At 71.3% G+C, this 24,846-nt stretch carries 16 protein-coding genes; 11 read left to right on the top strand and 5 right to left on the bottom strand.

The window, feature by feature from the left end; genetic code table 11:
• Window positions 1-145 precede the first annotated feature (145 nt).
• Complete coding sequence (locus tag IH50_RS43445) at window positions 146-289, bottom strand: MFS transporter small subunit (RefSeq protein WP_391794251.1); 144 nt, start codon at window positions 287-289, stop codon at window positions 146-148.
• Window positions 258-1,598: an OFA family MFS transporter gene (locus IH50_RS0101325; RefSeq protein WP_030856299.1), complete on the bottom strand. Its 1,341-nt coding sequence runs from the start codon at window positions 1,596-1,598 to the stop codon at window positions 258-260. The genes IH50_RS43445 and IH50_RS0101325 overlap by 32 nt, the downstream gene beginning before the upstream one ends.
• A gap of 176 nt (window positions 1,599-1,774) precedes the next feature.
• Between IH50_RS0101325 and IH50_RS0101330 the strand changes: the two genes are divergently transcribed.
• The 6 genes from IH50_RS0101330 (at window position 1,775) to IH50_RS0101355 (ending at window position 10,250) form a co-directional block, all read left to right on the top strand.
• Window positions 1,775-2,746 (top strand): 2-dehydropantoate 2-reductase, encoded by a 972-nt coding sequence (locus tag IH50_RS0101330; protein ID WP_030856301.1) that lies wholly within the window; start codon window positions 1,775-1,777, stop codon window positions 2,744-2,746.
• Window positions 2,743-4,686, top strand: coding sequence for a molybdopterin oxidoreductase family protein (locus tag IH50_RS0101335; RefSeq protein WP_030856303.1), 1,944 nt, complete (start codon window positions 2,743-2,745; stop codon window positions 4,684-4,686). Before IH50_RS0101330 ends, IH50_RS0101335 begins: the two co-directional genes overlap by 4 nt.
• Entirely contained in the window at window positions 4,667-6,619 is a 1,953-nt protein-coding gene (locus tag IH50_RS0101340; protein WP_030856305.1) for an NAD(P)H-dependent oxidoreductase subunit E, read from the top strand. Before IH50_RS0101335 ends, IH50_RS0101340 begins: the two co-directional genes overlap by 20 nt.
• Window positions 6,616-7,476 (top strand): 2Fe-2S iron-sulfur cluster-binding protein, encoded by an 861-nt coding sequence (locus IH50_RS0101345; protein WP_030856309.1) that lies wholly within the window; start codon window positions 6,616-6,618, stop codon window positions 7,474-7,476. Before IH50_RS0101340 ends, IH50_RS0101345 begins: the two co-directional genes overlap by 4 nt.
• A 17-nt stretch (window positions 7,477-7,493) precedes the next feature.
• Entirely contained in the window at window positions 7,494-8,342 is an 849-nt protein-coding gene (gene fdhD / locus IH50_RS0101350) for a formate dehydrogenase accessory sulfurtransferase FdhD (protein WP_030856311.1), read from the top strand.
• Window positions 8,343-8,648: 306 nt separating this feature from the next.
• Complete coding sequence (locus IH50_RS0101355; RefSeq protein ID WP_030856313.1) at window positions 8,649-10,250, top strand: alpha/beta hydrolase; 1,602 nt, start codon at window positions 8,649-8,651, stop codon at window positions 10,248-10,250.
• A 322-nt stretch (window positions 10,251-10,572) separates the two neighbouring features.
• Here IH50_RS0101355 and IH50_RS0101360 read toward each other — a convergent pair whose 3' ends face one another.
• Window positions 10,573-11,592, bottom strand: coding sequence for a bile acid:sodium symporter family protein (locus IH50_RS0101360; protein WP_030856315.1), 1,020 nt, complete (start codon window positions 11,590-11,592; stop codon window positions 10,573-10,575).
• A gap of 171 nt (window positions 11,593-11,763) precedes the next feature.
• Here IH50_RS0101360 and IH50_RS0101365 point away from each other — a divergent pair, with 171 nt between their 5' ends.
• The 3 genes from IH50_RS0101365 to IH50_RS0101375 all read left to right on the top strand — a co-directional run bounded on the left by IH50_RS0101365 (window position 11,764) and on the right by IH50_RS0101375 (window position 15,684).
• Window positions 11,764-12,636: a LysR substrate-binding domain-containing protein gene (locus tag IH50_RS0101365; protein WP_030856317.1), complete on the top strand. Its 873-nt coding sequence runs from the start codon at window positions 11,764-11,766 to the stop codon at window positions 12,634-12,636.
• 294 nt (window positions 12,637-12,930) lie between these two features.
• The gene (locus IH50_RS0101370; protein ID WP_030856318.1) at window positions 12,931-14,757 is read left to right on the top strand and encodes an AMP-dependent synthetase/ligase; all 1,827 of its coding nucleotides are present in this window, start codon (window positions 12,931-12,933) and stop codon (window positions 14,755-14,757) included.
• 135 nt (window positions 14,758-14,892) lie between these two features.
• Window positions 14,893-15,684 carry an aldo/keto reductase gene (locus tag IH50_RS0101375; protein WP_078913812.1) on the top strand — a complete coding sequence of 264 codons (792 nt, stop codon included), beginning with the start codon at window positions 14,893-14,895 and terminating at the stop codon, window positions 15,682-15,684.
• A gap of 110 nt (window positions 15,685-15,794) precedes the next feature.
• Here the strand turns inward: IH50_RS0101375 and IH50_RS0101380 are convergent, their stop codons facing one another.
• Window positions 15,795-16,694 (bottom strand): class I SAM-dependent methyltransferase, encoded by a 900-nt coding sequence (locus IH50_RS0101380; RefSeq protein ID WP_030856321.1) that lies wholly within the window; start codon window positions 16,692-16,694, stop codon window positions 15,795-15,797.
• 165 nt (window positions 16,695-16,859) lie between these two features.
• Entirely contained in the window at window positions 16,860-18,572 is a 1,713-nt protein-coding gene (locus IH50_RS0101385; protein WP_030856324.1) for a glycoside hydrolase family 6 protein, read from the bottom strand.
• A gap of 494 nt (window positions 18,573-19,066) precedes the next feature.
• Here IH50_RS0101385 and IH50_RS0101390 point away from each other — a divergent pair, with 494 nt between their 5' ends.
• Both IH50_RS0101390 and IH50_RS0101395 read left to right on the top strand, forming a co-directional pair.
• A complete protein-coding gene (locus IH50_RS0101390; protein ID WP_030856326.1) occupies window positions 19,067-21,982 on the top strand; it encodes a glycoside hydrolase family 48 protein in 2,916 nt (971 codons plus the stop codon).
• Between the two features lie 143 nt (window positions 21,983-22,125).
• A complete protein-coding gene (locus IH50_RS0101395) occupies window positions 22,126-24,795 on the top strand; it encodes a cellulose binding domain-containing protein (protein ID WP_030856327.1) in 2,670 nt (889 codons plus the stop codon).
• Window positions 24,796-24,846: the final 51 nt, after the last annotated feature.

The raw sequence follows: 24,846 nt of genomic DNA on the forward strand, positions 1-24,846 counted from the left end.
GCGATCCCCCTGGTGGTTCGGTTACGGGATGCACCAGTCTGATCAGTGACTCACGGGTACGAAGGCAGGTGAAGCGACAGGAAACGGGGGTGAGGCTTGTCGGCTTCCGTCAGCCCCTCGATGCGCCGCCCTCCCTGCCTCGTGGTCAGCCGGTGAACAGTTGTGCCGCCTTGCGTACGAGCTCGTACAGTCCGTAGGCGAGCGGCACTCCCACCCACAGCCAGGAGAAGGTGATGAGCCCGCGGCGGCCGGGGCTGCTAGGCGGACTCTGGCTGCTCTCGCCGGTCATCGGCGGCCTCCTTCGGGGTCCCGGGACCGGGGACGTGGTGGCGGGGGTGGACGGGCCGGACCAGCTCGTTGGCGACGAAGCCGACGACGAGCAGCCCGATCATGATGACCAGTGACAGCCCGTACAGGAAGGGGCCGTGCCGGCCCGCCTCCTCCTGGTGGTCGGCGACCCGGTTGACGATCAGCGGTCCGAGCACACCGGCCGTGGACCAGGCGGTGAGCAGCCGGCCGTGGATCGCCCCGACCTCGTAGGTGCCGAAGAGGTCCTTCAGATACGCCGGGACCGTGGCGAAGCCGCCGCCGTAGAAGGAGAGGATCACCAGGGCGCACAGCACGAACAGCGGCTTGGAGGAGTCGCCCAGCAGCCAGATGAGCGCGTACATCAGCGCGCCGGCGCCGAGGTAGACCCGGTAGATGTTCTTGCGGCCGATGAGGTCGGAGGTGGTCGACCAGCCGATGCGGCCCGCCATGTTGGCCGCCGACAGCAGGGCGACGAATCCCGCGGCGGCGGTCGCCGACACCGGCGTGGAGGTGTCCGCGAAGAAGTCGGTGATCATCGGGGCGGCCTTCTCCAGGATGCCGATGCCCGCGGTGACGTTCATGGTGAGCACGATCCACAGCAGCCAGAACTGCGGGGTGCGCACGGCGGAGCGGGCCGAGACCTGCGGCCCCGTGGCCACGGCGGGTCCGCCGGCCCCCGGGCGGGCGGTGCGCGGCACCCGCACCAGGACCACGCCGAGCAGCATGAACACGGCGTACGTCAGCCCGTGCACGAGGAAGGCGTACGCGATGCCGGTGTTGTCGGTGCCGAAGGAGTCGAGCATCTGCGCCGACCAGGGGGAGGCGATCAGCGCGCCGCCGCCGAAGCCCATGATGGCGATGCCGGTGGCCATGCCGGGCCGGTCCGGGAACCATTTGATGAGCGTCGAGACGGGTGAGATGTAGCCGATGCCGAGTCCGATGCCGCCGACGAAGCCGTAGCCGAACACGATCAGCCAGTACTGCCCGGTGGCCGCGCCCAGCGCGGAGAGCAGGAAGCCGGAGGAGAAGCAGATCAGGGCGACGGTCATCGCCCAGCGGGGGCCCCGGCGTTCGACGAGGGTGCCGCCGAACGCGGCGGACAGGCCGAGCATGACGATGCCGAGCTGGAAGGGCAGGGCGCTCTGGGTGCCGCTGAGGTCGAGCGCGGACTCCAGCGGCGGCTTGAACACGCTCCACGCGTAGGCCTGGCCGATGGAGAGGTGGACGGAGAGAGCGGCGGGCGGCACGAGCCAGCGGCTCCAGCCCGGCGGTGCGACGGGGGGACTCATGAGTCCCCCACCGTAGGGACCGAAGGGGCTGTTGAGAAGACGGTTGAGCGGACAACCACTGGTACTGCACAAAGCCTTGCTGGGGCCACCCCCATACTGTAGACAATATTTCGTCGACAGAGATTCGGCGGTTTCCGTGGTCCCGTGTCCCTCGACCGGACGGAGCTACCCTCGCCATGAAAGTCGCAGTCCTCGGCGCCGGGGCGATCGGCGCCTATGTCGGTGCCGCGCTCCACCGTGCGGGCGCCGACGTGCATCTCATCGCCCGTGGACCGCATCTGGCGGCCATGAGGCAGTACGGAGTACGGGTGCGCAGCCCGCGCGGTGACTTCACCGCACACCCCCACGCCACCGACGACCCGGCCGAAGTCGGCCCGGCCGACTACGTGTTCCTGGGTCTCAAGGCGAACTCGTACGCGGCGTGCGGGCCGCTGATCGAGCCGCTGCTGCGCGCCACCACGACCGTCGTGGCCGCCCAGAACGGCATCCCCTGGTGGTACTTCCACCGGCACGGCGGACCGTACGACGGCCGCCGCCTGGAAAGTGTGGACCCGGACGGCGCGGTCAGTGCGGTGCTCGCGCCCGAACGGGCCGTCGGCTGCGTCGTCTACGCGGCCACCGAACTTCAGCAGCCCGGCGTGGTGCGCCATGTGGAAGGCACCCGCTTCTCCCTCGGCGAGCCCGACCGGAGCGTCTCCGCGCGCTGTCTGGCGCTGAGCGAGGCGATGCGGGCCGGGGGCCTGAAGTGCCCGGTCGAGCCGGACCTGCGGGGCGACATCTGGCTGAAGCTGCTGGGCAACATCTCCTTCAACCCGATCAGCGCCCTGACGCGCGCCACCATGCGGCAGATGTGCCTGCACGGCGGCACCCGGCAGGTCATCGAGACGATGATGGCCGAGACGCTGGCGGTCGCCGGGGCCCTCGGCTGCGAGGTCGGCGTCTCCATCGAACGCCGGCTGGCGGGCGCGGAGAAGGTAGGCGACCACCGCACCTCCACGCTCCAGGACCTGGAGCGCGGCAAGCCGCTGGAACTCGACGTCCTGCTCGCGGCCGTCGTCGAGCTGGCGGAGATCACTGGTGTCCCGGTGCCCACCCTGCGCACCGTGCACGCCCTGTCGGACCTGCTCGCGCTGAGGAGCGCCGCATGAGGAAACCCGCCCGCGGGCAACGCGACCGAAGCCCGAAGACCTACACCCGTCTCACCCACCCCCTCGTCCGGGACTCGCGCGACGCCCCCTTCCGCCGGGCGAGCTGGGACGAGGCCCTGGACCGGACCGCGCGGGGCCTGGCGGCGGCGCGCGGCGCGTTCGGCCTGTTCTCCTGCTCCCGCGCGACCAACGAGACGAACTACGTGGCGCAGAAGTTCGCCCGGGTCGTCATGGGCACCAACAACGTCGACTCCTGCAACCGCACCTGCCACGCCCCGTCCGTGGCCGGCCTGTCGGCGGCGTTCGGCTCGGGCGGCGGCACGTCGTCGTACGAGGAGGTCGAGCACACCGACGTCATCGTGATGTGGGGCTCCAACGCCCGCTTCGCGCACCCGATCTTCTTCCAGCACGTGCTGAAGGGCATCCGGGGCGGCGCCCGGATGTACGCGGTCGACCCGCGCCGGACGTCCACCGCCGAGTGGGCGGAGGGCTGGCTCGGGCTGAACGTCGGCACGGACATCGCGATGGCGCACGCGATCGGCCGCGAGATCATCCACGCGGGCCTGGTCAACGAGGCGTTCGTACGGCGGGCCACCACGGGTTTCGAGGAGTACGCGGCGCTCGTCGAACCATGGACGCTCTCCCTGGCCGAGAAGGTGACGGGCGTTCCGGCGGCGGCCATACGGGAGCTGGCGCACGCCTACGCCCGCGCGGAGCGCGCCCAGCTCTGCTGGACCCTGGGCATCACCGAGCACCACAACGGCACGGACAACGTCCGCGCGTTGATCAACCTCTCCCTGCTCACCGGCCATGTCGGGCGTTACGGTTCGGGACTTCAGCCCCTGCGCGGCCAGAACAACGTGCAGGGCGGCGGCGACATGGGCGCGATCCCCAACCGTCTGCCCGGCTTCCAGGATCTCCTCGACCCGGACACACGGCGGAAGTTCGAGTCGGCCTGGGACTCCGTCATCCAGCCGCGCTACGGGCTGACCCTCACCGAGATGTTCGAGGCGATGGACGACGGCTCCCTGCGGGCCGTGTACTGCATCGGCGAGAACCCGGCGCAGTCGGAGGCGGACAGCGAGCAGGCGGTACGCCGTCTGCGGTCGCTGGACTTCCTGGTGGTCCAGGACATCTTCCTGACGAAGACCGCCGAACTCGCCGACGTCGTCCTCCCCGCGACGGCCGGCTGGGCGGAGACCGAGGGCACCACCACCAACAGCGAGCGCCGGGTGCAGCGGGTGCGCCGGGCGGTGGTCCCGCCCGGCGAGGCGCGTGAGGACATCGACATCCTCTGCGACCTCGCCGGCCGCCTCGGCCACGACTGGAAGTACACGGACGCCGAGGCGGTGTGGAACGAACTGCGCTCGGTCTCCCCCGACCACTACGGGATGACGTACGAGCGGCTGGACGAGCACCAGGGCATCCAGTGGCCGTGCCCGAGCACGGACGCGCTCGAACCGACGTACCTGCACGGCCGTCTGTGGGACCCGGACCCGGCCGGGCGCGGCAGGCCCGCCCCCTTCGGCATCGTGCGGCACGACCCGCCGGTCGACCTCACCGACGAGCAGTACCCGATCCGGCTGACCACGGGCCGGCGCCTCGACTCCTACAACACGGGTGTGCAGAGCGGCGGTTTCGCGTCTCCCCTGCGGCGTGGCGAGTACGTCGAGCTGTGCCCGGAGGACGCGGAGCGCTACGGGGTGGTGGTCGGCGAGGAGGTGCGGGTGACCTCGCGGCGCGGCTCGGTGCTGGCGCCGGTCTGGGTGGACACGGGACTGCGGCCGGGCCTCGCGTTCATGACGTTCCACTTTCCCGACGAGGTGGACACCAACCGGCTGACGATCGAGGCGAACTGCCCGATCGCGGGGACGGCGGAGTTCAAGGCGTCGGCGATCCGGATCGAGAAGGTGAGCACCCATGGACCTGCACTTCGGTGACAGTAAACCGACGGACGAGGAACGTGCGGCCGTCGACGCCCTGCTCGGCCCGCCCGAGTCCTCCTGGGAGGGCGCCGACCGCTCCGACGCGGACCTGAGGTGGGCCCGCGGCGGCCGCGAGGCCCGTGACCGCCGCGACCTGCTGCTGCCGGGGCTGCACGCCCTCAACGACCGGGTCGGCTGGATCAGCGAGGGCGCCCTGGACTACCTGTGCCGCCGCCTGACGGTCCCCCCGGCGGAGGCCTACGGCGTCGCCACCTTCTACGCGATGTTCTCCGTCCGCCCCCGCCCGGCGACGGTCCTGCACCTGTGCACGGACCTGGCCTGCACGGCGGCGGGCGCGACCGGCCTGTGCGCCGACGTCGAATCCCGTCTGGGCCCGGAATCCGGCGTACACGTCGAACGAAGCCCTTGCCTGGGCCTGTGCGAAAGGGCACCGGCGGCCCTGGTCATCCGGGCCGGGGACAACTCAGCCCGTCCGGGGGTACCCCCTCTGGGGGAGTTCGAGGACGAGGCCCGTCCAGGGCCGAAAGGGGGGTCCGGGGGCACAGCCCCCGGGAACGGGACGGGAAGGGGCGGCGGGGGCGAAGAAACCCCGAGGGCCACAGCCGTATGCGCCCCCGCCACCCCCGACACGGCGATCCGAGCAGCCACCGCCCCCGAGAACGCCCCCCTGGAACCCCCACCCGCCACCGCCGTCCCCCAGGCCGGCGACCCCGCCCTCACCCTCCTCCACCGCATCGGCACGACCGACCCCACCGACCTCGACGACTACCGGGCGAACGGCGGCTACACCGCCCTCCGCCGCGCCTTCGCCCTCGGCCCCGCCGCCGTCATCCGCGAGGTCACCGACTCCGGCCTCCTCGGCCGGGGCGGCGCCGCCTTCCCCACCGGCCGCAAATGGCAGGCCACGGCCTCCCAGCCGGACCACCCGCACTACCTCGTCTGCAACGCCGACGAATCCGAGCCGGGCACCTTCAAGGACCGCGTCCTCATGGAGGGCGACCCGTACGCGCTGGTCGAGGCGATGACGATCGCCGCGTACGCGACCGGCGCCCACCAGGGCTACCTCTATCTCCGCGGCGAATACCCGCGGGCGACGGCCCGCATGGAACACGCGATCACCCAGGCCCGCGCCCGCGGCCTGCTCGGCGACGACATCCTCGGCCAGGGCCACGCCTTCGACATCGAGATCAGGCGCGGCGCGGGCGCGTACATCTGCGGCGAGGAGACAGCCCTCTTCAACTCCATCGAGGGCTACCGCGGCGAGCCCCGCACCAAGCCCCCCTTCCCGGTGGAGAAGGGCCTGTTCGGCAAGCCGACGGTGGAGAACAACGTGGAGACCCTGGTCAACGTCCTGCCCGTCCTCACCCTGGGCGCCCAGGCCTACGCGGCGATCGGCACGGAGAGGTCCACCGGCCCCAAACTCTTCTGCGTCTCGGGCAGCGTCGCCCGCCCCGGCGTCTACGAACTCCCCTTCGGTGCCACCCTGGGTGAACTCCTCCGCCTCGCCGGCGTCCGCGACAACCTCCGGGCGGTCCTCCTCGGCGGAGCCGCCGGCGGCTTCGTACGCCCCGACGAGCTGGACATCCCCCTCACCTTCGAAGGCACCCGGGCGGCGGGCACCACCCTCGGCTCCGGAGTCGTCATGGCCTTCGACGACACCGTCCCGCTCCCCCGCCTCCTCCTGCGCATCGCCAGGTTCTTCCGTGACGAGTCGTGCGGCCAGTGCGTCCCCTGCCGCGTCGGCACCGTCCGCCAGGAGGAGGCGCTGCACCGGATCGTCGACCGCGCCGGCGCCGACGCCGCCGGCGACATCACCCTGCTGCGCGAGGTCGGCCGGGCGATGCGGGACGCCTCGATCTGCGGTCTGGGTCAGACCGCCTGGAACGCCGTGGAATCCGCCATCGACCGTCTGGGGGCGTACGAATGACCGTGACACCGCTGGGGATCCCCCGCCGCCTGCTGGAGTTCACCCTGGACGGCGAGCCGGTCCGGGCGCCCGAGGGGTCGACGATCCTGGACGCCTGCCGGGCGGCCGGAAAGGACATCCCGACGCTCTGCGAGGGCGACACCCTCACCCCCAAGAACGCCTGCCGGGTCTGCGTGGTGGAGGTGGAGGGCTCCCGCACCCTGGTCCCCGCCTGCTCCCGCCGGGCCGAGCCGGGCATGGAGGTGCGCACCGGCACCGAGCGGGCCCGGCACAGCCGCAAGGTCGTCCTGGAACTCCTCGCGTCCTCCGTCGACCTGTCGACGACCCCCCGGGTCGCCGAGTGGCTCAAGGAGTACGAGGCGAAACCGGACCGTTTCGGCCCGGACGCGGCCCGCGTCGACGAGGAGCCGAGGGTCGACAACGACCTGTACGTCCGCGACTACGACAAGTGCATCCTCTGCTACAAGTGCGTGGACGCCTGCGGCGACCAGTGGCAGAACACCTTCGCGATCTCGGTCGCGGGCCGTGGTTTCGACGCCCGGATCGCCGTCGAGCACGACGCCCCGCTGACCGACTCGGCGTGCGTGTACTGCGGCAACTGCATCGAGGTCTGCCCCACGGGAGCCCTGTCGTTCAAGTCGGAGTTCGACATGCGGGCAGCGGGTACCTGGGACGAGTCGCGGCAGTCGAGGACGACCACCGTGTGCGCGTACTGCGGTGTGGGCTGCAACCTCACCCTCCATGTGCAGGACAATGAGATCGTGAAGGTCACCTCGCCGCACGACAACCCGGTGACCCACGGCAACCTGTGCATCAAGGGCCGCTTCGGCTTTTCGCACGTACAGAACCGGGACTGAGCGGAGCTGGTGGGAACATGGGACGAGTCACGGAACGACGCAAGGTGCTCCGCATCCGGGACGGAGCGGTGTCCAGCCGCCCGGACACACTCGTCGCCGAGGAACCCCTGGAGATCCGCCTCAACGGCAAGCCCCTCGCCATCACCATGCGCACACCGGGCGACGACTTCGCGCTGGCGGCCGGTTTCCTGGTGAGCGAGGGAGTGCTCGCGAGCGGCGCGGACCTGCAGAACATCGTCTACTGCGCCGGGGCGACGGCCGACGGCTCGAACACGTACAACGTCGTCGACGTGAAGACGGCCCCCGGAGTGGTGGTCCCGGACATCACCCTCGAACGCAACGTCTACACCACCTCCTCCTGCGGCCTGTGCGGCAAGGCCAGCCTGGACGCGGTGCGCACCACCACCCGCCACCCCATCGCGGACACCCCCGCGCTGCGCGTGGAGCCGGAACTGCTGGCGGGCCTCCCCGACCGGCTGCGCGCGTCCCAGCGGGTCTTCGACCGCACGGGCGGCCTGCACGCGGCGGCCCTGTTCGACGAGGACGGCGAACTGCTCGACGTACGGGAGGACGTGGGCCGGCACAACGCGGTCGACAAGCTGGTCGGCCGTGCCCTGCAGAGCGGGAACCTGCCGCTGTCCCGGACGATCCTGCTGGTCTCCGGCCGGGCCTCGTTCGAGCTGGCGCAGAAGGCGGTCATGGCCGGCGTGCCGATGCTGGCGGCGGTCTCGGCGCCGTCCTCGCTGGCCGTGGACCTGGCGGCGGAGACGGGGCTGACCCTGGTGGGCTTCCTGCGGGGCGGTTCCATGAACGTGTACGCGGGTGAGGAGCGCATCGCCCTGCGGGCCGCGGCCGCCCGGGGCTGACCGGTTCCCCCGCTGCACGGCGGCGGGGCCCCGGCCGGCGGGGAGCGCCCCCTGCGCCGCGGGGCCCCGCCTCGCCCCCGTACCACGTCGCGCCCTCACGTCTCCCGTCCGGACGCCCGATCGGTTGCCGTCGAAGAATGACGATCAGTAGGTTCGGGCTGTCGAACATCGAACGGCACGCTGTTGCGGTGTGCCAGGAGGCAGGGGGACTCGCGGATGCGTACGCGATTTCGGAACTCGGGTCGCTCGCCCCGGTCTTTCGCTACGGGGGCGGACTGGTCCGGTGGTCTCTCGCGGTGTGCCGCGGTGCGCGCCGCCGCGTCCCGCCGCGCCGCCGCGTCCCGCCGCGCCGCCGCGGGCCTGCTCGCCCTCGCCGTCGTGTTCGTGGTGGCCGCGGGGGCCGGATGCGATGTCGTCGGAGGCTCGGACTCGGGTCCGTCCGCGTCCTCCGAGGGCGGCGAGGCGCCCCGCCGGGACGAGCGCAAGGCGACGAACCCGCCACCGGGGCTGCCCGCGGCTTTCACCGCCGGCCAGCGGCTCGACTGGTCGGTCTGCCCGGCACCGTCCGGGGCGCAGGGGGACGGTGACGCCCCGGGCGACGACTGGGAGTGCGCCACGATGAAGGCGCCGCTGGACTACGGGCGGCCCGGCCGCGGCACGATCGACGTCGCCATGATCCGGAAGAGGGCCACCGGACCGGAGCGGATCGGATCGCTCCTCCTCAACTTCGGCGGCCCCGGCCAGTCCGGCGTCGTGGGGCTCCCTGAGTTCGCGAGCGACTACGCCGCGCTGGGCGAGCGGTACGACCTGGTCAGTTTCGATCCGCGAGGCGTCGGCGGGACGGCCCCTGTGATCTGCGGGGAGAAGGAGTACGAGGGCGGTGCCGCCTGCGGGAAGCACTCCGGTGAGCTGCTGCCGTACGTCGGCACCTCCCATACGGCGCGCGACATGGACCTGATGCGCTATCTCCTCGGTGACGAGGAGCTGCACTACTTCGGCGTCTCCTACGGCACCAGGCTGGGCGGCGTCTACGCCCATCTGTTCCCGGAGAACGTGGGCCGGTTCGTGCTCGAAGCCCCGGTCGACCCGACACTGGACCGCCTGCAGGACGAGCTCAGCCAGGTCAAGGCCGTCCAGCTCGCCTTCGACCGCTTCGCCGGACACTGCGCGAAGGCCTACGACGACTGCCCCACCGGCAGCGGCCCCGAGCAGGCCGGACAACGCGTCACCGAACTGCTGGACAAGCTCGAGGAGAAGCCCGCGCCCACCGACGGCGGCGGGGAACTCGACGGCGGTCTCGCCGCCCACGCCATCGCGAATCACCTGGACAGCGGCAAGGAAGGCTGGAAGTCACTGGCGAAGGCGCTCCGCGAGGTCATGGAGCGGGGCACCGGCAACGCGTTGCTGGAGGAGGCGTACGACCACGGCCCGGACACCCAGGCACGCGGCACCCGGGCCGGCGCCGGAGCCCGCGGCGGGACCTCGAGCGGCAACGGCACGTCCGCCTTCGCGGCGATAACCTGCGCCGATTCCGACCTGCGCCCCGACTTCACCGAAGCCGAGGCGATGATGAAGCGGATCGAGGCGGCCTCCCCCGTCTTCGGCGAGACCTGGGCCAGCGGCGTCTACCTCTGCTACGAGTGGCCGTTCGGTGGCGAGAGCGCCACTCCCGACGTCAGCGCGGACGGTGCTGCCCCGATCCTCGTCGTCGCCAACACCGGCGACCCGACAACGCCGTACGAGGGCGCCGAGCGGATGGCGGCCGAGCTGGGCGAGGGGGTCGGCGTGCTGCTGACGGTGCGGGACGAGGGCCACGGGTCGTACCCCTTCAACCGCTGCGCGACCAAGGCCGTCGACACATACCTCCTCCACGGCACGGTCCCCCGGGCCGGCACGACGTGCTCGTGATGTCGGTTCCCACCGGCCGGTCCGACCGGCTGCGATGCCGCATGCCCGCGCCCGCACGCCTCCCGCCCCTTCGAGGACGACCCGGCGCCCGGGGCTCCATGAACCGGGCCGCGACACCCGCCGGCGTCCCCGAGGCGGCGTCGTCCTGGACCTGCTCCCCGACCGGACCGTGGCGCGGGCCGGCACGCGCGTTCACCCCGGCCCTGCCCCGGAGGGGGTGCCGCCTGCACCCCGCAGACGCACCCGGAGCCGAGCGACGACGGGCGGCTGGTGCCCGGCCACCACGTGAACCGGCTGGAGACGCCCGGAGCGGCCGGGACGCTCAGCCGGAACGCGTCCCCGTACCGGCCCCGGTCCGTGACCGTCCGGCCCGGTCCGGGGCGGTGACCTCCGTCTCCTCGACGGGGTCGCGCGACCGCCGTTTCGCGATCACCGCACACACCATCAGCTGCGTCTGGTGGAACAGCATCAGCGGCAGCACGGCCAGCGAGGCCTCGGCCCCGAACAGCACACTCGCCATCGGCAGCCCGGCCGCCAGGGACTTCTTCGAGCCGGCGAACTGGATCGCGATCCGGTCCTCCCGGCCGAACCGCAGCGCCTTGGCGCCGTACCAGGTCAGCAGCAGCATCACGGCGAGCAGCACGGCCTCGACGGCGAGCAGCCCGCCGAGCCGGGCAGGGCTCACCTGGTGCCAGACGCCCCGCACCATGCCCTCGCTGAACGCGGTGTAGACGACGAGCAGGATCGAGCCCCGGTCGACCAGCCCCAGCGCCTTCCGGTGCCGGGAGACGAATCCGCCGATCCAGCGGCGCAGCAGTTGCCCGGCGACGAACGGCACCAGCAGCTGGAGCACGATCTCCACCACCGACCCGGCGGAGAACCCGCCCCCGGCGCCGCCCAGCAGCGTCGCCGCGAGCAGCGGGGTGACGACGATGCCGGCCAGCGAGGAGAAGGAGCCGGCGCAGATCGCGGCGGGCACGTTGCCGCGGGCGATGGAGATGAACGCGATCGACGACTGGATGGTGGACGGGACCAGGGTGAGGAAGAGCAGGCCCTGGTAGAGCGGGTCGGTCAGGAACACCGGGACGAGTCCACGGGCCGCCAGGCCCAGCAGCGGAAAGACGACGAAGGTGCAGGCCAGCACGGTGACGTGGAGCCGCCAGTGCTTCAGCCCGTCCAGGGCCTCGCGGGTGGAGAGCCGGGCACCGTAGAGGAAGAACAGGAAGGCGATCGCGGCGGTGGAGGCGCCGGAGACGACGTCCGCGCCGGTCCCTCGCGCGGGCAGCAGCGCGGCGAGGCCCACGGTCCCGAGCAACAGCAGGATGTACGGGTCGATCGGCATCCAGTTCGGCCAGCGCAGGCGTTTCACGGTGCTCCACTTGCTCGGGTACGCGGCGCCCGGATGGTCACGGGCGTCCCCTCCCCATCCTGCTCCCTCCCGCCGTGATCGGGAATCCGGTATACCGCTCTCACTGTCATCACGTTCCGCGATGACCGCCGCTACCCTGGCCGCATGTACGACCCGACGCAGTTGCGGACGTTCCTGTCGGTGGCGCAGACGCTGAGCTTCACGCAGGCGGCGCGGCGGCTCGGGCTGCGCCAGTCGACGGTGAGCCAGCACGTGCGGCGGCTGGAGGGGGCCACCGGACGGCAGCTGTTCACGCGGGACACCCACTCGGTGGAGCTGACCGAGGACGGCGAGGCGATGCTCGGCTTCGCCCGGCGGATCCTGGACGTGCACGAGCAGGCGACGCGGTTCTTCACCGGCAGCCGGCCGCGCGGACGGCTGCGGTTCGGCGCGTCGGAGGACTTCGTGCTGACCCGGCTGCCGGAGATCCTGGAGCGGTTCCGGCACGAGCACCCGGAGGTCGACCTGGAGCTGACGGTCGAACTGTCCGGCATCCTGCACGAGCGGCTGGCGGCGGGCCGGCTGGACCTGGTGCTGGCCAAGCGGCGGCCCGAGGACCCGCGGGGCGAGCTGGTCTGGCACGACGAGCTGGTGTGGATCGGCGCGCCGGGGCTGCGGCCGGCCCCGGACCGTCCGGTGCCGCTGATCGTCTATCCGCCGCCCGGCATCACCCGGGCCCTCGCCCTGCGGGCGCTGGAGCGGGAGGGCCGCCCGTGGCGCATCGTGTGCACCAGCGGCAGCCTCAACGGGCTGCTCGCGGCGGCCCGCGCCGGGCTCGGGGTGATGGTGCACGCGCGCGGGCTGATCCCGCCGGGGCTGGTGCGGATGCCGGAGCGGGCGGGGCTGCCGGAACCGGGCGAGGTGGACTTCGTGGTGGTGCACGGGCGGCGCCGTCCCTCCGCGCAGGGCGCGGCGGACGCGCTGGCGTCGGCGATCCTCGCGGGCGGCGACCGGCTGCACCGGGGCGGGCGGGGGTGACGTTCCGGTCGGCGCGCACGCTGGAACCGGTGGGGCCGCAGGACGCCCCAAGGGGCGGTCATGAGGCCGTACAGATTCGGTGGAGATTGCTCCACCGAAACTTACTCATCGGTCAGGTTTCTGTCCGGCCCTTCCCCTTGTGAGCGCATTTTCCTCCCCTGACCAGCACGGACGAGAGCTCCGCCCGGTTTTCGCTCCCCTCCCGTCCGCCGCCCGCGTGGGGTAGCTTTCACGGCGCCGTGCGGGACGAGGGCGTCACCGCACCATTCCGGCGCTGAGGAGCGGGGAGCGGGTTTGCGCGAGTTCACCAACCCTCCGTCGGCCCTGGAACCTCCGGTGGGCGGTCTGGCCGACGTGGTCTTCCGGTATGCCGCGGAGGACCCGTCGCGCGTCGCGCTCGGCCGCAAGGACGACACCGGCCGGTGGCGGGACGTGACCGGCGCCGAGTTCCGCGACGAGGTGCTCGCCCTCGCGAAGGGCCTCCTCGCGGGCGGTGTCCGGTTCGGCGACCGGGTCGCGATCATGTCCCGTACCCGGTACGAATGGACGCTCTTCGACTTCGCGCTGTGGACGATCGGCGCGCAGGTCGTGCCCGTCTACCCCACGTCCTCCGCCGAGCAGTGCTTGTGGATGCTGCACGACGCGGAGGTGACGGCCGCGATCGTGGAGCACGAGGACCACGCGATGACGATCGCCACCGTCATCGACCGGCTGCCGCGGATGCGCCGGCTGTGGCAGCTCGACGCGGGCGCGGTGCAGGAGCTGTACGACGCGGGCGCGCACCTCGACGACGAGGTGGTGCACCGGCACCGGCGGGCGGTCACCCCCGACTCGGTCGCGACGGTCATCTACACCTCGGGCACCACCGGCCGCCCCAAGGGCTGTGTGCTCTCGCACGGCAGCTTCATGTACGAGGCGGACACCGTCATCGCACGCTGGGAGCCGGTGTTCCACTCACGCCGGGGCGACGAGGCGTCGACGCTGCTGTTCCTGCCGCTCGCGCACGTCTTCGGGCGGATGGTGCAGGTGGCGGCGATCCGCGGGAAGGTGAAGTTCGGCCATCAGCCGCAGCTGAACGCGGCGGCGCTGATGCCCGATCTGGCCGCGTTCCGGCCGACGTTCTTCCTGGCCGTGCCGTACATCTTCGAGAAGGTGTTCAACGCGGCGCGGCGCAAGGCGGAACGGGAGGGCCGCTCGGGCCCGTTCGAGAAGGCCGTCGAGGTGGCCGTCAAGTACGCGGACGCGGTGGAGGCGAGGGCCTGGGGCACCGGGCCGGGACCGTCCGCGGCGCTGCGGATGCAGCACCAGCTCTTCGACAAGCTCGTCTACGCCAAGATCCGGGCGGCGATGGGCGGCAGGATCCGGCACGCCATGTCGGGCGGTTCGGCGATGGACCGCCGGCTCGGGCTGTTCTTCGCGGGCGCGGGCGTGCACGTCTACGAGGGGTACGGCCTCACGGAGTCGACGGCGGCGGCCACCGCCAACCCGCCCGAGCGCACCCGCTACGGCACGGTCGGGCAGCCCATCCCCGGGGTCACCGTGCACATCGCGGACGACGGCGAGATCTGGCTGCACGGCGACAACGTCTTCGACGGCTACCTCAACAACCCCGAGGCGACCGACGAGACACTGCACGACGGCTGGCTGGCCACCGGCGACCTCGGCTTCCTCGACGAGGACGGCTACCTCACCATCACCGGCCGCAAGAAGGAGATCCTGGTGACCTCCGGCGGCAAGAGCGTCTCGCCGGGGGTGCTGGAGGAGCGGGTGCGGGACCATCCGCTGGTCAGCCAGTGCATCGTCGTCGGCAACGACCGCCCGTACATCGCCGCGCTGGTCACCCTGGACCAGGAGGCCGTCGAGCACTGGCTGGCGATGCGCGGCAAGGCGCGGATGTCACCGGCCGAGCTGGTGCGGGACGCGGATCTGGAGACGGAGGTGCGGCGGGCCGTGGTCGCGGCGAACACCCTGGTCTCGCAGGCCGAGTCGATCCGTACGTTCCGGATCCTGGCACAGCCGTTCACCGAGGAGGACGGGCTGCTCACACCGTCGCTGAAACTGAAGCGGAGGGCGATCGAGAAGGCGTACGGGACCGAGGTCGAGGCGCTCTACCAGGCATGAATTTCCCGGTCAGGAATGCGCCACGGGTCGTGATCGTCGACGATGGGGGTAACACCTGTACGTATCTGACCACAACCGAAGGATCGAGAGCTCGTGAGCAAGGTCCCCCCGATCACCCTGAACAACGGCGTCGAGATGCCCCAGCTGGGCTTCGGCGTCTGGCAGGTGCCGGACGCGGAGGCCGAGACGGCCGTGACGACGGCGCTGGAGGCCGGCTACCGCAGCATCGACACCGCCGCGATCTACGGCAACGAGGAGGGCACCGGACGGGCCCTCGCGAAGTCGGACGTCCCGCGCGAGGACCTCTTCGTCACCACCAAGCTCTGGAACAGCGACCAGGGGTACGACTCCACCCTGCGGGCCTTCGACACGTCCCTGTCGAAGCTCGGTCTCGAGTACGTGGACCTGTACCTGATCCACTGGCCGACGCCCGCCCGGGACCGGTACGTCGACACCTACAAGGCGTTCGAGAAGCTGCTCGACGACGGCCGGGTCCGCGCCATCGGCGTCTCCAACTTCCTGCCGGAGTACCTGGAGCGGCTGACCGCCGAGACGTCGGTGGTCCCGGCGGTCAACCAGATCGAGCTGCATCCGCATCTGCAGCAGCACGCCTCGCGTGAGTACCACGCGGAGCGGGGCATCGCGACCGAGGCGTGGTCGCCGCTCGGTTCCGGCAAGGGGATCCTGGAGATCCCGGCGATCGTGGCGATCGCGCAGAAGCACGGGCGTACGGCGGCGCAGGTGGTGCTGCGCTGGCACCTTCAGCTGGGGAACATCGTCATCCCGAAGTCGGTGACGCCGTCCCGGATCGCGGAGAACATCGATGTGTTCGGGTTCAGTCTGGACGCGGAGGACCTCGCCGCGATCAGCGCGCTCAACGAGGACCGGCGGATCGGCTCGCATCCGGCGGAGTTCAACGGCGGCTGACGTCTCCGGGGGCGGGGCGGGGACGGGTCGCGCGGCCCGGCGCCGACGGGGTGTCTCCCCCGCTCCCGGCTTCGCCCGGGCGGGGAAGGCACGACCGTCCCCGGAGACCGTCACACGGGCCGTACCGCCGTGTGGACCGTGTGGGCCGCCAGGACGAACACGTCCGGGCGGTGGTGGACGCTCGCCTCGTCGGCGGGGTCGAGGAGGCGGTCAAGGGTGGCGCGGTCGTCGGCGTCCAGGTCCTCGCCGATGACCTCGCGCGTGCGGGTGAGGGCGGCGACCACATGGGCGCGGGAGCGGTCCGTGACCGGGGCGGGGAGGTCGAGGAGGAAGGTGCGCGAGCGGGTGTGGCGCAGACCGGCCGAGGTGAGCAGGGCCGGCCAGTCCTCGACGACCGCCACCGAGCCCGGCAGTTCGGCCCGCATCCGGCCGAACCGCTCCTCCTGCACCGCGTCGATGCGCGCCTGGAGACCGGGCCGGCCGAACCCGATGTCGCGGGGCAGGAACCGGGGAGGCAGCCCGCCCTCCATCACGGCCAGCGTGCCGCCGGGCGCCAGCCGCTCCGCGCAGGCGGCCAGCGCGGCGGCCTGGTCCCCGAGGTGGTGCACGCTGCGGCTGGCCCACAGCAGGTCGACCGGGTAGTCCAGCTCGCCGAGCACCTCGGGGAGTTCACCGGCGAGGGTGCCGAAACGGTCGCCGGCGCCCTGGCGCCCGGCCCGGTCCCTGGCCCGCTCCAGCAGCGGTTCGCTGCCGTCGACGGCCACGACCCGCGCGCCCGGGAAGGTCTCGGCGAACAGACACGCGATGACGCCGGGACCGCTGCCCGCGTCCACGATCAGTCCCGGTTCCGTCACCTCCTTCGCCAGCCAGTTCAGGGCCCGCTCGTAGAGCGGCGTGAACAGCTCCGCCTCGGATTCGAGCAGGGGTGCCATCTCGGCCCAGTCGTGGCCGTGGTCGTGCCCCCCGTGCTTGCGCCCGTGGTCGTGCTGGTGGTCGTGGTCGTGCGCCATGGTGCTCAGCCTCTCCGCTCGGATGCCGCCAGGGTGCGACGACGCACCGGCGACGGGCAACTCACGTTGCCGGTCCGGCAAGAAGGACGCGGCGGACGAGGCGCGCGGCGGTCCGCCGGGGCAGGACCCGGCAGGTCCTGCCCCGGCGGACCGGTGGTCAGCCCGTCACGACAGCGGCGGGTACGCGTTCCTCATCAGCTCCTGGAACTGGGCGGAGAACCAGTGCCCGGAGATCGGGGCATTGCCCAGCGCACCCGACATGTTGTTGTCGTTGCGCGGGTTGCCGGTGTACGTCGGGTCGCACATCCGGTCGAAGCCCTTGCCCTCGTCGTTGTCGATGGCCTCGCTGGCCCCGTCGGACTCACCCGGGGGCTTCATCCACACGTAGGCGTCGATCCCGGGCTCCGGGGAGGCCTGCGGCCGCTCGCCGAGGCCGGCTCCCGCCTGGTTGCACCAGTTGCCGGTGTTGAAGCGGCGGTCGTAGCGGCCGCCGTCGACGTAGGTGTCCACGCTGGTCGTGGCGCCGGGCCCGGTGGGCCGGTTCGCGCCGCCCCAGCCGTTGCGGGAGGTGTCGATCAGCATGCCGATGCCGGAGTCGAAGCCGATCGAGACCAGCTTCTCGCGCAGCGCCTGGGCGTACGACAGCTCGTCGACGTAACGGTTCCAGCTGACCCACTTCGACTCGCGCACCGACTTGCCGGCCACGCTGTCGCTGATGGAGAAGTGGTCCTCCTTCAGCGCGCTGTAGTTGGCCGTGTTGGCGATGAAGCCGTGCACGTCGGCGACGGTCGCGCCCTCGGCGGTCGCGGCCTGCTTGAACATGTCGGCGGAGGCGCCGAAGTTGTCGTCCCAGCCCAGCCAGCCGTGGTGGCCGGCGTCCACGTAGTTGTAGACGTTGGGCACGTCGCCGAGCTTGTTGAGGGCGTAGCCGACGCCCTTGACGTAGTTGCCGTTGGCCTTCATCACGTCGCAGTTGGGCGTGACGGTGGGCCGCGGGGAGACGTTGGTGACCAGGTTCGGCAGGGAGTCGATCTCGACCGTGGTGACGATCCGCAGGTCGGCGTACTTCTCGTCGGCGAGGATGGCCTTGATCGGGTCGATGTACTGCGTCTTGTACTTGTCGATCTCCGTCGGGCCGAGCTCGCCGTTGGAGGCGAGGGCGGCGCAGTCACGGCCGGGCAGGTTGTAGATGACCAGCTGGATGACGAGCTCGCCGGAACCCTTCTGCCGCAGGGCCTCGTCGAGGTGGTCGCGCAGGCCCATGCCGCCGTTGACGCCGTTGATGGCGGCGGTGCGGTCCAGCCAGACACCGGTCGGCTGGTTCGCGATGCGGCTGCCGCCCGGCTCGGCGGCCGCCTTCTCGGACCACTCGGGGTTCACGTACACCTTGGCGCCGTCGTAGGGGTTGTTCACCCGGCCGGTCGGGTCCGGCGGCGGGTCGGTGGGGCCGCCGCCGGAGTCGACGTTGCAGGTCACGCCGTCGAGGGTGAAGGTGGCGGGGACGGCGTTGCTGCCGCTGTAGGTGCCCTGGAAGCCGAAGGAGGTCGAACCCCCGGTGGCCAGGGTGCCGTTGTAGGACTCGTTGGCGGCGGTGACGTTCGCGCCGGACTGGCTCACCTTGGCGTTCCAGCCGCTGGTGATCCTCTGGTTGCCGGCGTAGGACCACTTCAGCGACCACGACGACTTGGCGGCGCTGTTGTTGGTGATCGTCACGGACGCGGTGAAGCCGGAACCCCAGTCGTTCTGCACCTTGTAGTCCACGGTGCAGGGGACGGCGGCAGCCGCGCCGGCGGCGCCGGGGACGGCGGCGATCGCCGTCCCGGCGGCGCCGGCGACCAGCGCCATGGCGGCGAGAAGCGCGGTTCTGGTGCGACTCATCGTGCGGGTTTCCTATCCGTAGGGGGCTGTCCTTCTTGGGCGCGCGCGGACGATCGCGCGGCCTGGTGCCTCACGGGTGGGGATGCCGTTCGGGCCTGATGGGGGCAGGCCCGTGGTGCCGGCCGGAGGCTTCCGGACAGCACGGACGGCACATGGATCCCACGGAACGAGCGACCCCGCGTCAGGTGCTCCACACGTGTACGGGGGGTGGCTCAAAGTACTGAACGCGGGGGGTGGCGCATCGAGCGACTCCTTGCAGCTCGGACGCGTCGTGACGGACGCGTCGACTGATGGAACCGCTCCCACTGGTGCACATGAAGCTAGCGCCAAGTGACGGTAAAGAACAGAGGGTGAACCGACTTTCACGCAAGTTGAACCGTCGAATGTTTTCGACTCGCCCCAAGGGTTGACCGTACCCCACCCCGTCCCCACTATGGGAGCGCTCCCACTGGTTCAAGGCTTGACATGTACGAGTCGCAGGAGGAACCAGCACCATGCATCCCCCACCCAGGAGACGCAGAGGCTTACGGAGATCGCTGACGGCCGTCGCCGCTGCTCTCGCGCTTCCGCTGACCATGCTGTCGACCGGCTCGACTCCCGCTCAGGCGGCTGCCGTCCAGTGCAGCGTCGACTACAAGACGAACGACTGGGGTTCCGGATTCACCGCGGATCTGACCCTCACCAACCGCGGTACGGACGTCATCGACGGCTGGACCCTGACGTACGACTACACGGGCAACCAGAGACTCTCGAACGGCTGGAACGGCAGCTGGTCGCAGTCCGGCAGGACCATCACCGTGAAGGACGCCGGGTACAACGCCCGGATCGCCGCCGGCGCCGCCGTCACGACCGGCGGCCAGTTCACCTACAGCGGCAGCAACGCCGCTCCCACCTCGTTCGCCATCAACGGCACCCCCTGCGTCGGGGCCCACCAGCCGCCGATCACCGTGCTGACCAGCCCCGAGGCCGGCGCCGTCTACACGCAGGGCGAGGCGGTCCCGCTCGCCGCCACCGCGGCGGCGGCCGACCGGGCCACCGTCACCAAGGTGGAGTTCTACGACGACACCACGCTGCTGGGCACGGACACCAGCTCGCCCTTCACGCTCTCCGCCTCTGGTTTGACCGTGGGCAGTCATTCGCTGGTGGCGAAGGCGTACGACAGCATGGGGGCCTCCGCCTCCTCGACGCCGGTCGGCATCACGGTCGCCTCGGGTCCCGCCGTGGTGGCCACGCCGTCCCAGCTCGGCGTCCAGCAGGGCGAGTCGGGCTCGTACGAGGTGAAGCTGTCGAAGCAGCCGGCCTCGAACGTGACCGTCACGACGGCCCGGGCGAGCGGCAACTCGGGACTGTCGGTCTCCGCCGGCGCCTCGCTCACCTTCACACCGTCGAACTGGAACACCGCGCAGAAGGTGACGATCGCCGCCGACTCCTCGGGCAGCGGCTCGGCGGTCTTCGAGTCCTCGGCGCCGGGCCACGCCAAGGCGGCGGTCACGGTGACGCAGCTGGGCGCGGAGAAGGCGTACGACGCGCGCTTCCTGGAGCTGTACGGGAAGATCACCGACCCGGCGAACGGCTACTTCTCGCCGGAGGGCATCCCGTACCACTCGGTGGAGACGCTGATCGTCGAGGCGCCGGACCACGGTCACGAGACCACCTCGGAGGCGTACAGCTACCTGCTGTGGCTGCAGGCCATGTACGGCAAGGTGACCGGTGACTGGTCGAAGTTCAACGGGGCCTGGGAGATCATGGAGAAGTACATGATCCCGACCCACGCCGACCAGCCCACCAACTCCTTCTACAACGCCTCCAAGCCGGCGACGTACGCGCCCGAGCACGACACCCCGAACGAGTACCCGTCGCAGCTCGACACGGGCGTCTCGGTCGGCCCCGACCCGATCGCGTCCGAGCTGAAGTCCGCCTACGGCACCGACGACGTCTACGGCATGCACTGGATCCAGGACGTCGACAACGTCTACGGCTACGGCAACTCGCCCGGCAAGTGCGAGGCGGGCCCGTCGGACACCGGGCCGTCGTACATCAACACCTTCCAGCGCGGCCCGCAGGAGTCGGTGTGGGAGACCGTCACCCAGCCCACCTGTGACGCCTTCAAGTACGGCGGGAAGAACGGCTACCTGGACCTGTTCACCAAGGACGCCTCGTACGCCAAGCAGTGGAAGTTCACCAACGCCCCGGACGCCGACGCGCGCGCCGTGCAGGCCGCGTACTGGGCGGACCTGTGGGCCAAGGACCAGGGCAAGGGTTCCCAGGTCTCCGCGACCGTCGCCAAGGCCGCGAAGATGGGTGACTACCTGCGCTACGCCATGTACGACAAGTACTTCAAGAAGATCGGCAACTGCACCAGCACGTCCTGCCCGGCCGGCACCGGCAAGGACGCCTCGCACTACCTGCTCTCCTGGTACTACGCCTGGGGCGGCGCCACCGACACCTCGGCGGGCTGGGCCTGGCGCATCGGCTCCAGCCACGCGCACGGCGGCTACCAGAACCCGCTGGCCGCGTACGCGCTGAGCCAGTACGCGCCGCTGAAGCCGAAGTCGGCGACGGGCGCGGACGACTGGGCCAAGTCGATGCAGCGCCAGCTGGAGTTCTACCGCTGGCTGCAGTCCGACGAGGGCGGCATCGCGGGCGGCGCGACCAACAGCTGGGCGGGCCGGTACACGACCCCGCCGTCCGGCACGCCGACCTTCTACGGCATGCACTACGACGAGAAGCCGGTCTACCACGACCCGCCGTCCAACCAGTGGTTCGGCTTCCAGGCGTGGTCGATGGAGCGGGTCGCCGAGCTGTACCAGCAGACCGGCAACGCGCTCGCCAAGTCGGTTCTCGACAAGTGGGTCGACTGGGCGCTGTCGGAGACCACGGTCAACCCGGACGGTTCCTTCCGGATCCCGTCGACGCTGCAGTGGTCGGGCAAGCCCGACACCTGGAACGCGTCGTCGCCCGGCGCCAACAGCGGGCTGCACGTCACCGTCGCCGACTACACCAACGACGTCGGTGTGGCCGCGGCGTACGCCAAGACGCTGACGTACTACGCCGACCGCTCCGGTGACACCGAGGCGGCGGCCACGGCGAAGGCGCTCCTCGACGGCATGTGGGAGAACAACCAGGACGCGCTCGGTATCGCCGTCCCGGAGACCCGCGCCGACTACAACCGCTTCGACGACCCGGTCCACGTCCCGAGCGGCTGGACCGGCACCATGCCCAACGGTGACGTGATCAACTCGTCGTCGACGTTCGCGTCGATCCGTTCCTTCTACCAGGACGACCCGGCGTGGTCGAAGATCGAGTCCTATCTGGCGGGCGGCGCCGCGCCCACCTTCACGTACCACCGGTTCTGGGCCCAGGCCGACATCGCCCTGGCCATGGGCTCGTACGCGGAGCTTCTCGAATAGCCCCCGCCGACGCTCCGCGTACCGGCCCCGGCACATGACGCCGGGACCACACACGGCCGGGCGGTCCCACCCGCGCACGGTGGGGCCGTCCGGCCCTCGCACGCTCTCCCCGCTCCCCCTCCCCCCAAGAGGAAGGAACCTCCGTGCGAAGAACCCGTGTTCTCACGACCGTGCTCGCGCTGGCGGCCGGTCTGCTCGCGGGCGGCCCGCCCGCCCTGGCCGCCGGCGCCCCACAGCCGGCCGGCACGCTCGCCGCCGACACCTACACCTGGAGGAACGCGCGCATCGACGGTGGCGGCTTCGTGCCCGGCATCGTCTTCAACCGCGGTGAGAAGGACCTGGCCTACGCCCGCACCGACATCGGCGGCGCCTACCGCTGGCAGGAGTCCACGAAGACCTGGACCCCGCTGCTCGACTCGGTCGGCTGGGACGACTGGGGGCACACCGGTGTGGTGAGCCTCGCCTCCGACTCCGCCGACCCCGACCGGGTGTACGCGGCGGTCGGCACGTACACCAACGACTGGGACCCGACGAACGGCGCGGTGCTGCGCTCCACGGACCGGGGCGCGAGCTGGAAGAAGGCGGACCTGCCGTTCAAGCTGGGCGGGAACATGCCGGGGCGCGGCATGGGGGAACGGCTGGCGGTCGACCCCCACGACAACGATGTGCTGTACCTGGGCGCGCCCAGCGGCCACGGGCTGTGGCGGTCGACCGACGCGGGCGTCACCTGGTCGGAGGTGACGGCGTTCCCCAACCCCGGGAACTACGCGCAGGATCCGAGCGACACCTCCGGGTACGCGTCCGACAACCAGGGCATCACCTGGGTCACCTTCGACGAGTCGACGGGCGGCGCCGGGACGGCGACGAGGACGATCTACGTCGGGGTCGCCGACAAGGAGAACGCCGTCTACCGGTCGACGGACGCGGGCGCGACCTGGCAGCGGATCGCCGGGCAGCCGACGGGACACCTGGCGCACAAGGGCGTCCTCGACGCCGAGAACGGCTACCTGTACCTGGCCTACAGCGACACCGGCGGTCCGTACGACGGCGGCAAGGGCCGGCTGTACCGGTACGCGACGGCGACCGGCACCTGGACGGACATCAGCCCGGTGGCGGAGGCCGACACCTACTACGGCTTCAGCGGCCTGACCGTGGACCGGCAGAACCCGGGCACGGTGATGGCGACGGCGTACAGCTCCTGGTGGCCGGACACGCAGATCTTCCGCTCGACGGACAGCGGCGGCACCTGGACGCAGGCGTGGAGCTACACGTCGTACCCCAGCCGCGAGAACCGCTACACGATGGACGTCTCGTCCTCCCCGTGGCTGACCTGGGGCGCGAACCCGTCGCCGCCGGAGCAGACGCCGAAGCTGGGCTGGATGACGGAGGCGCTGGAGATCGACCCGTTCGACTCCGACCGGATGATGTACGGGACGGGCGCGACGATCTACGGCACGGAGAACCTGGGGAACTGGGACTCCGGGTCGAAGTTCACCATCACCCCGATGGTGCGCGGCCTGGAGGAGACGGCCGTCAACGACCTGATCTCCCCGCCGTCCGGTGCCCCGCTGATCAGCGCGCTCGGTGACGTCGGCGGCTTCCGGCACACGGACCTGACCAAGGTCCCGTCGATGATGTTCACCCAGCCGAACTTCACCTCGACGACCAGCCTCGACTTCGCCGAGTCCCAACCGAACACGGTGGTACGGGCCGGCAACCTGGACTCCGGTCCGCACATCGCGTTCTCGACCGACAACGGCGCCAACTGGTTCGCGGGCACCGACCCTTCGGGCGTGAGCGGCGGCGGGACGGTCGCGGCGGCGGCCGACGGCAGCCGGTTCGTGTGGAGCCCGCAGGGCGCGGGCGTGCACTACGCGACCGGGTTCGGCACGTCCTGGTCGGCGTCGAGCGGCATCCCGGCGGGGGCGGTCGTCGAGTCCGACCGGGTGGACCCGAAGACGTTCTACGGCTTCAAGTCCGGGACGTTCTACGTCAGTACGGACGGCGGCGCGACGTTCACGGCGTCGGCGGCGACGGGGCTCCCGGCCGGTGACAGCGTGCGCTTCAAGGCACTCCCGGGTGCGAAGGGCGACATCTGGCTGGCGGGCGGGGCGAGCGACGGGCCGTACGGCCTGTGGCACTCCACGGACTCGGGCGCGACGTTCACCAAACTGTCGAACGTCGACGAGGCCGACACCGTCGGCTTCGGCAAGGCGGCGCCGGGCGCCTCGTACCAGACCCTCTTCACCAGCGCGGAGATCGGCGGCGTACGCGGCATCTTCCGCTCCACGGACCGGGGCGCGACCTGGACCCGGGTCAACGACGACGCCCACCAGTGGGGCTGGACGGGCGCGGCCATCACCGGTGACCCGCGGGTCTACGGCCGGGTCTACGTGGCGACCAACGGCCGCGGTGTCGTCTACGGCGACACCTCGGACACCGGCGGCACGGACCCGGAGGAGCCCGAGGAGCCGGAGGAGCCCGGTCCGTCGGGTGCCTGCGCGGTGACCTACAAGATCACCAACCAGTGGGGCGACGGCTTCCAGGCCGACGTCCAGCTCACCAACACGGGCCCGGCCGCCTGGAACGGCTGGTCCCTGACCTGGTCCTTCGCGAACGGCCAGAAGATCTCCCAGCTCTGGAACGGGTCCCCCACCCAGTCCGGTCCGACGGTGACGGTACGCAACACCGACTGGAACGGCACGGTGGCGGCGGGCTCGTCGGTCGCCTTCGGCTTCACGGCGACCCGCTCCGCGACGAACACGGCACCGACCGCCTTCGAACTGGGCGGACAGGCCTGCGCGGTGCGCTGAGGACCGCCGGTGGGGGATGACGACCGGGCCCCCGCCGGCGACAGCGAGGAA

The organism is Streptomyces sp. NRRL S-37 (assembly GCF_000721605.1).
GTDB lineage: Bacteria > Actinomycetota > Actinomycetes > Streptomycetales > Streptomycetaceae > Streptomyces.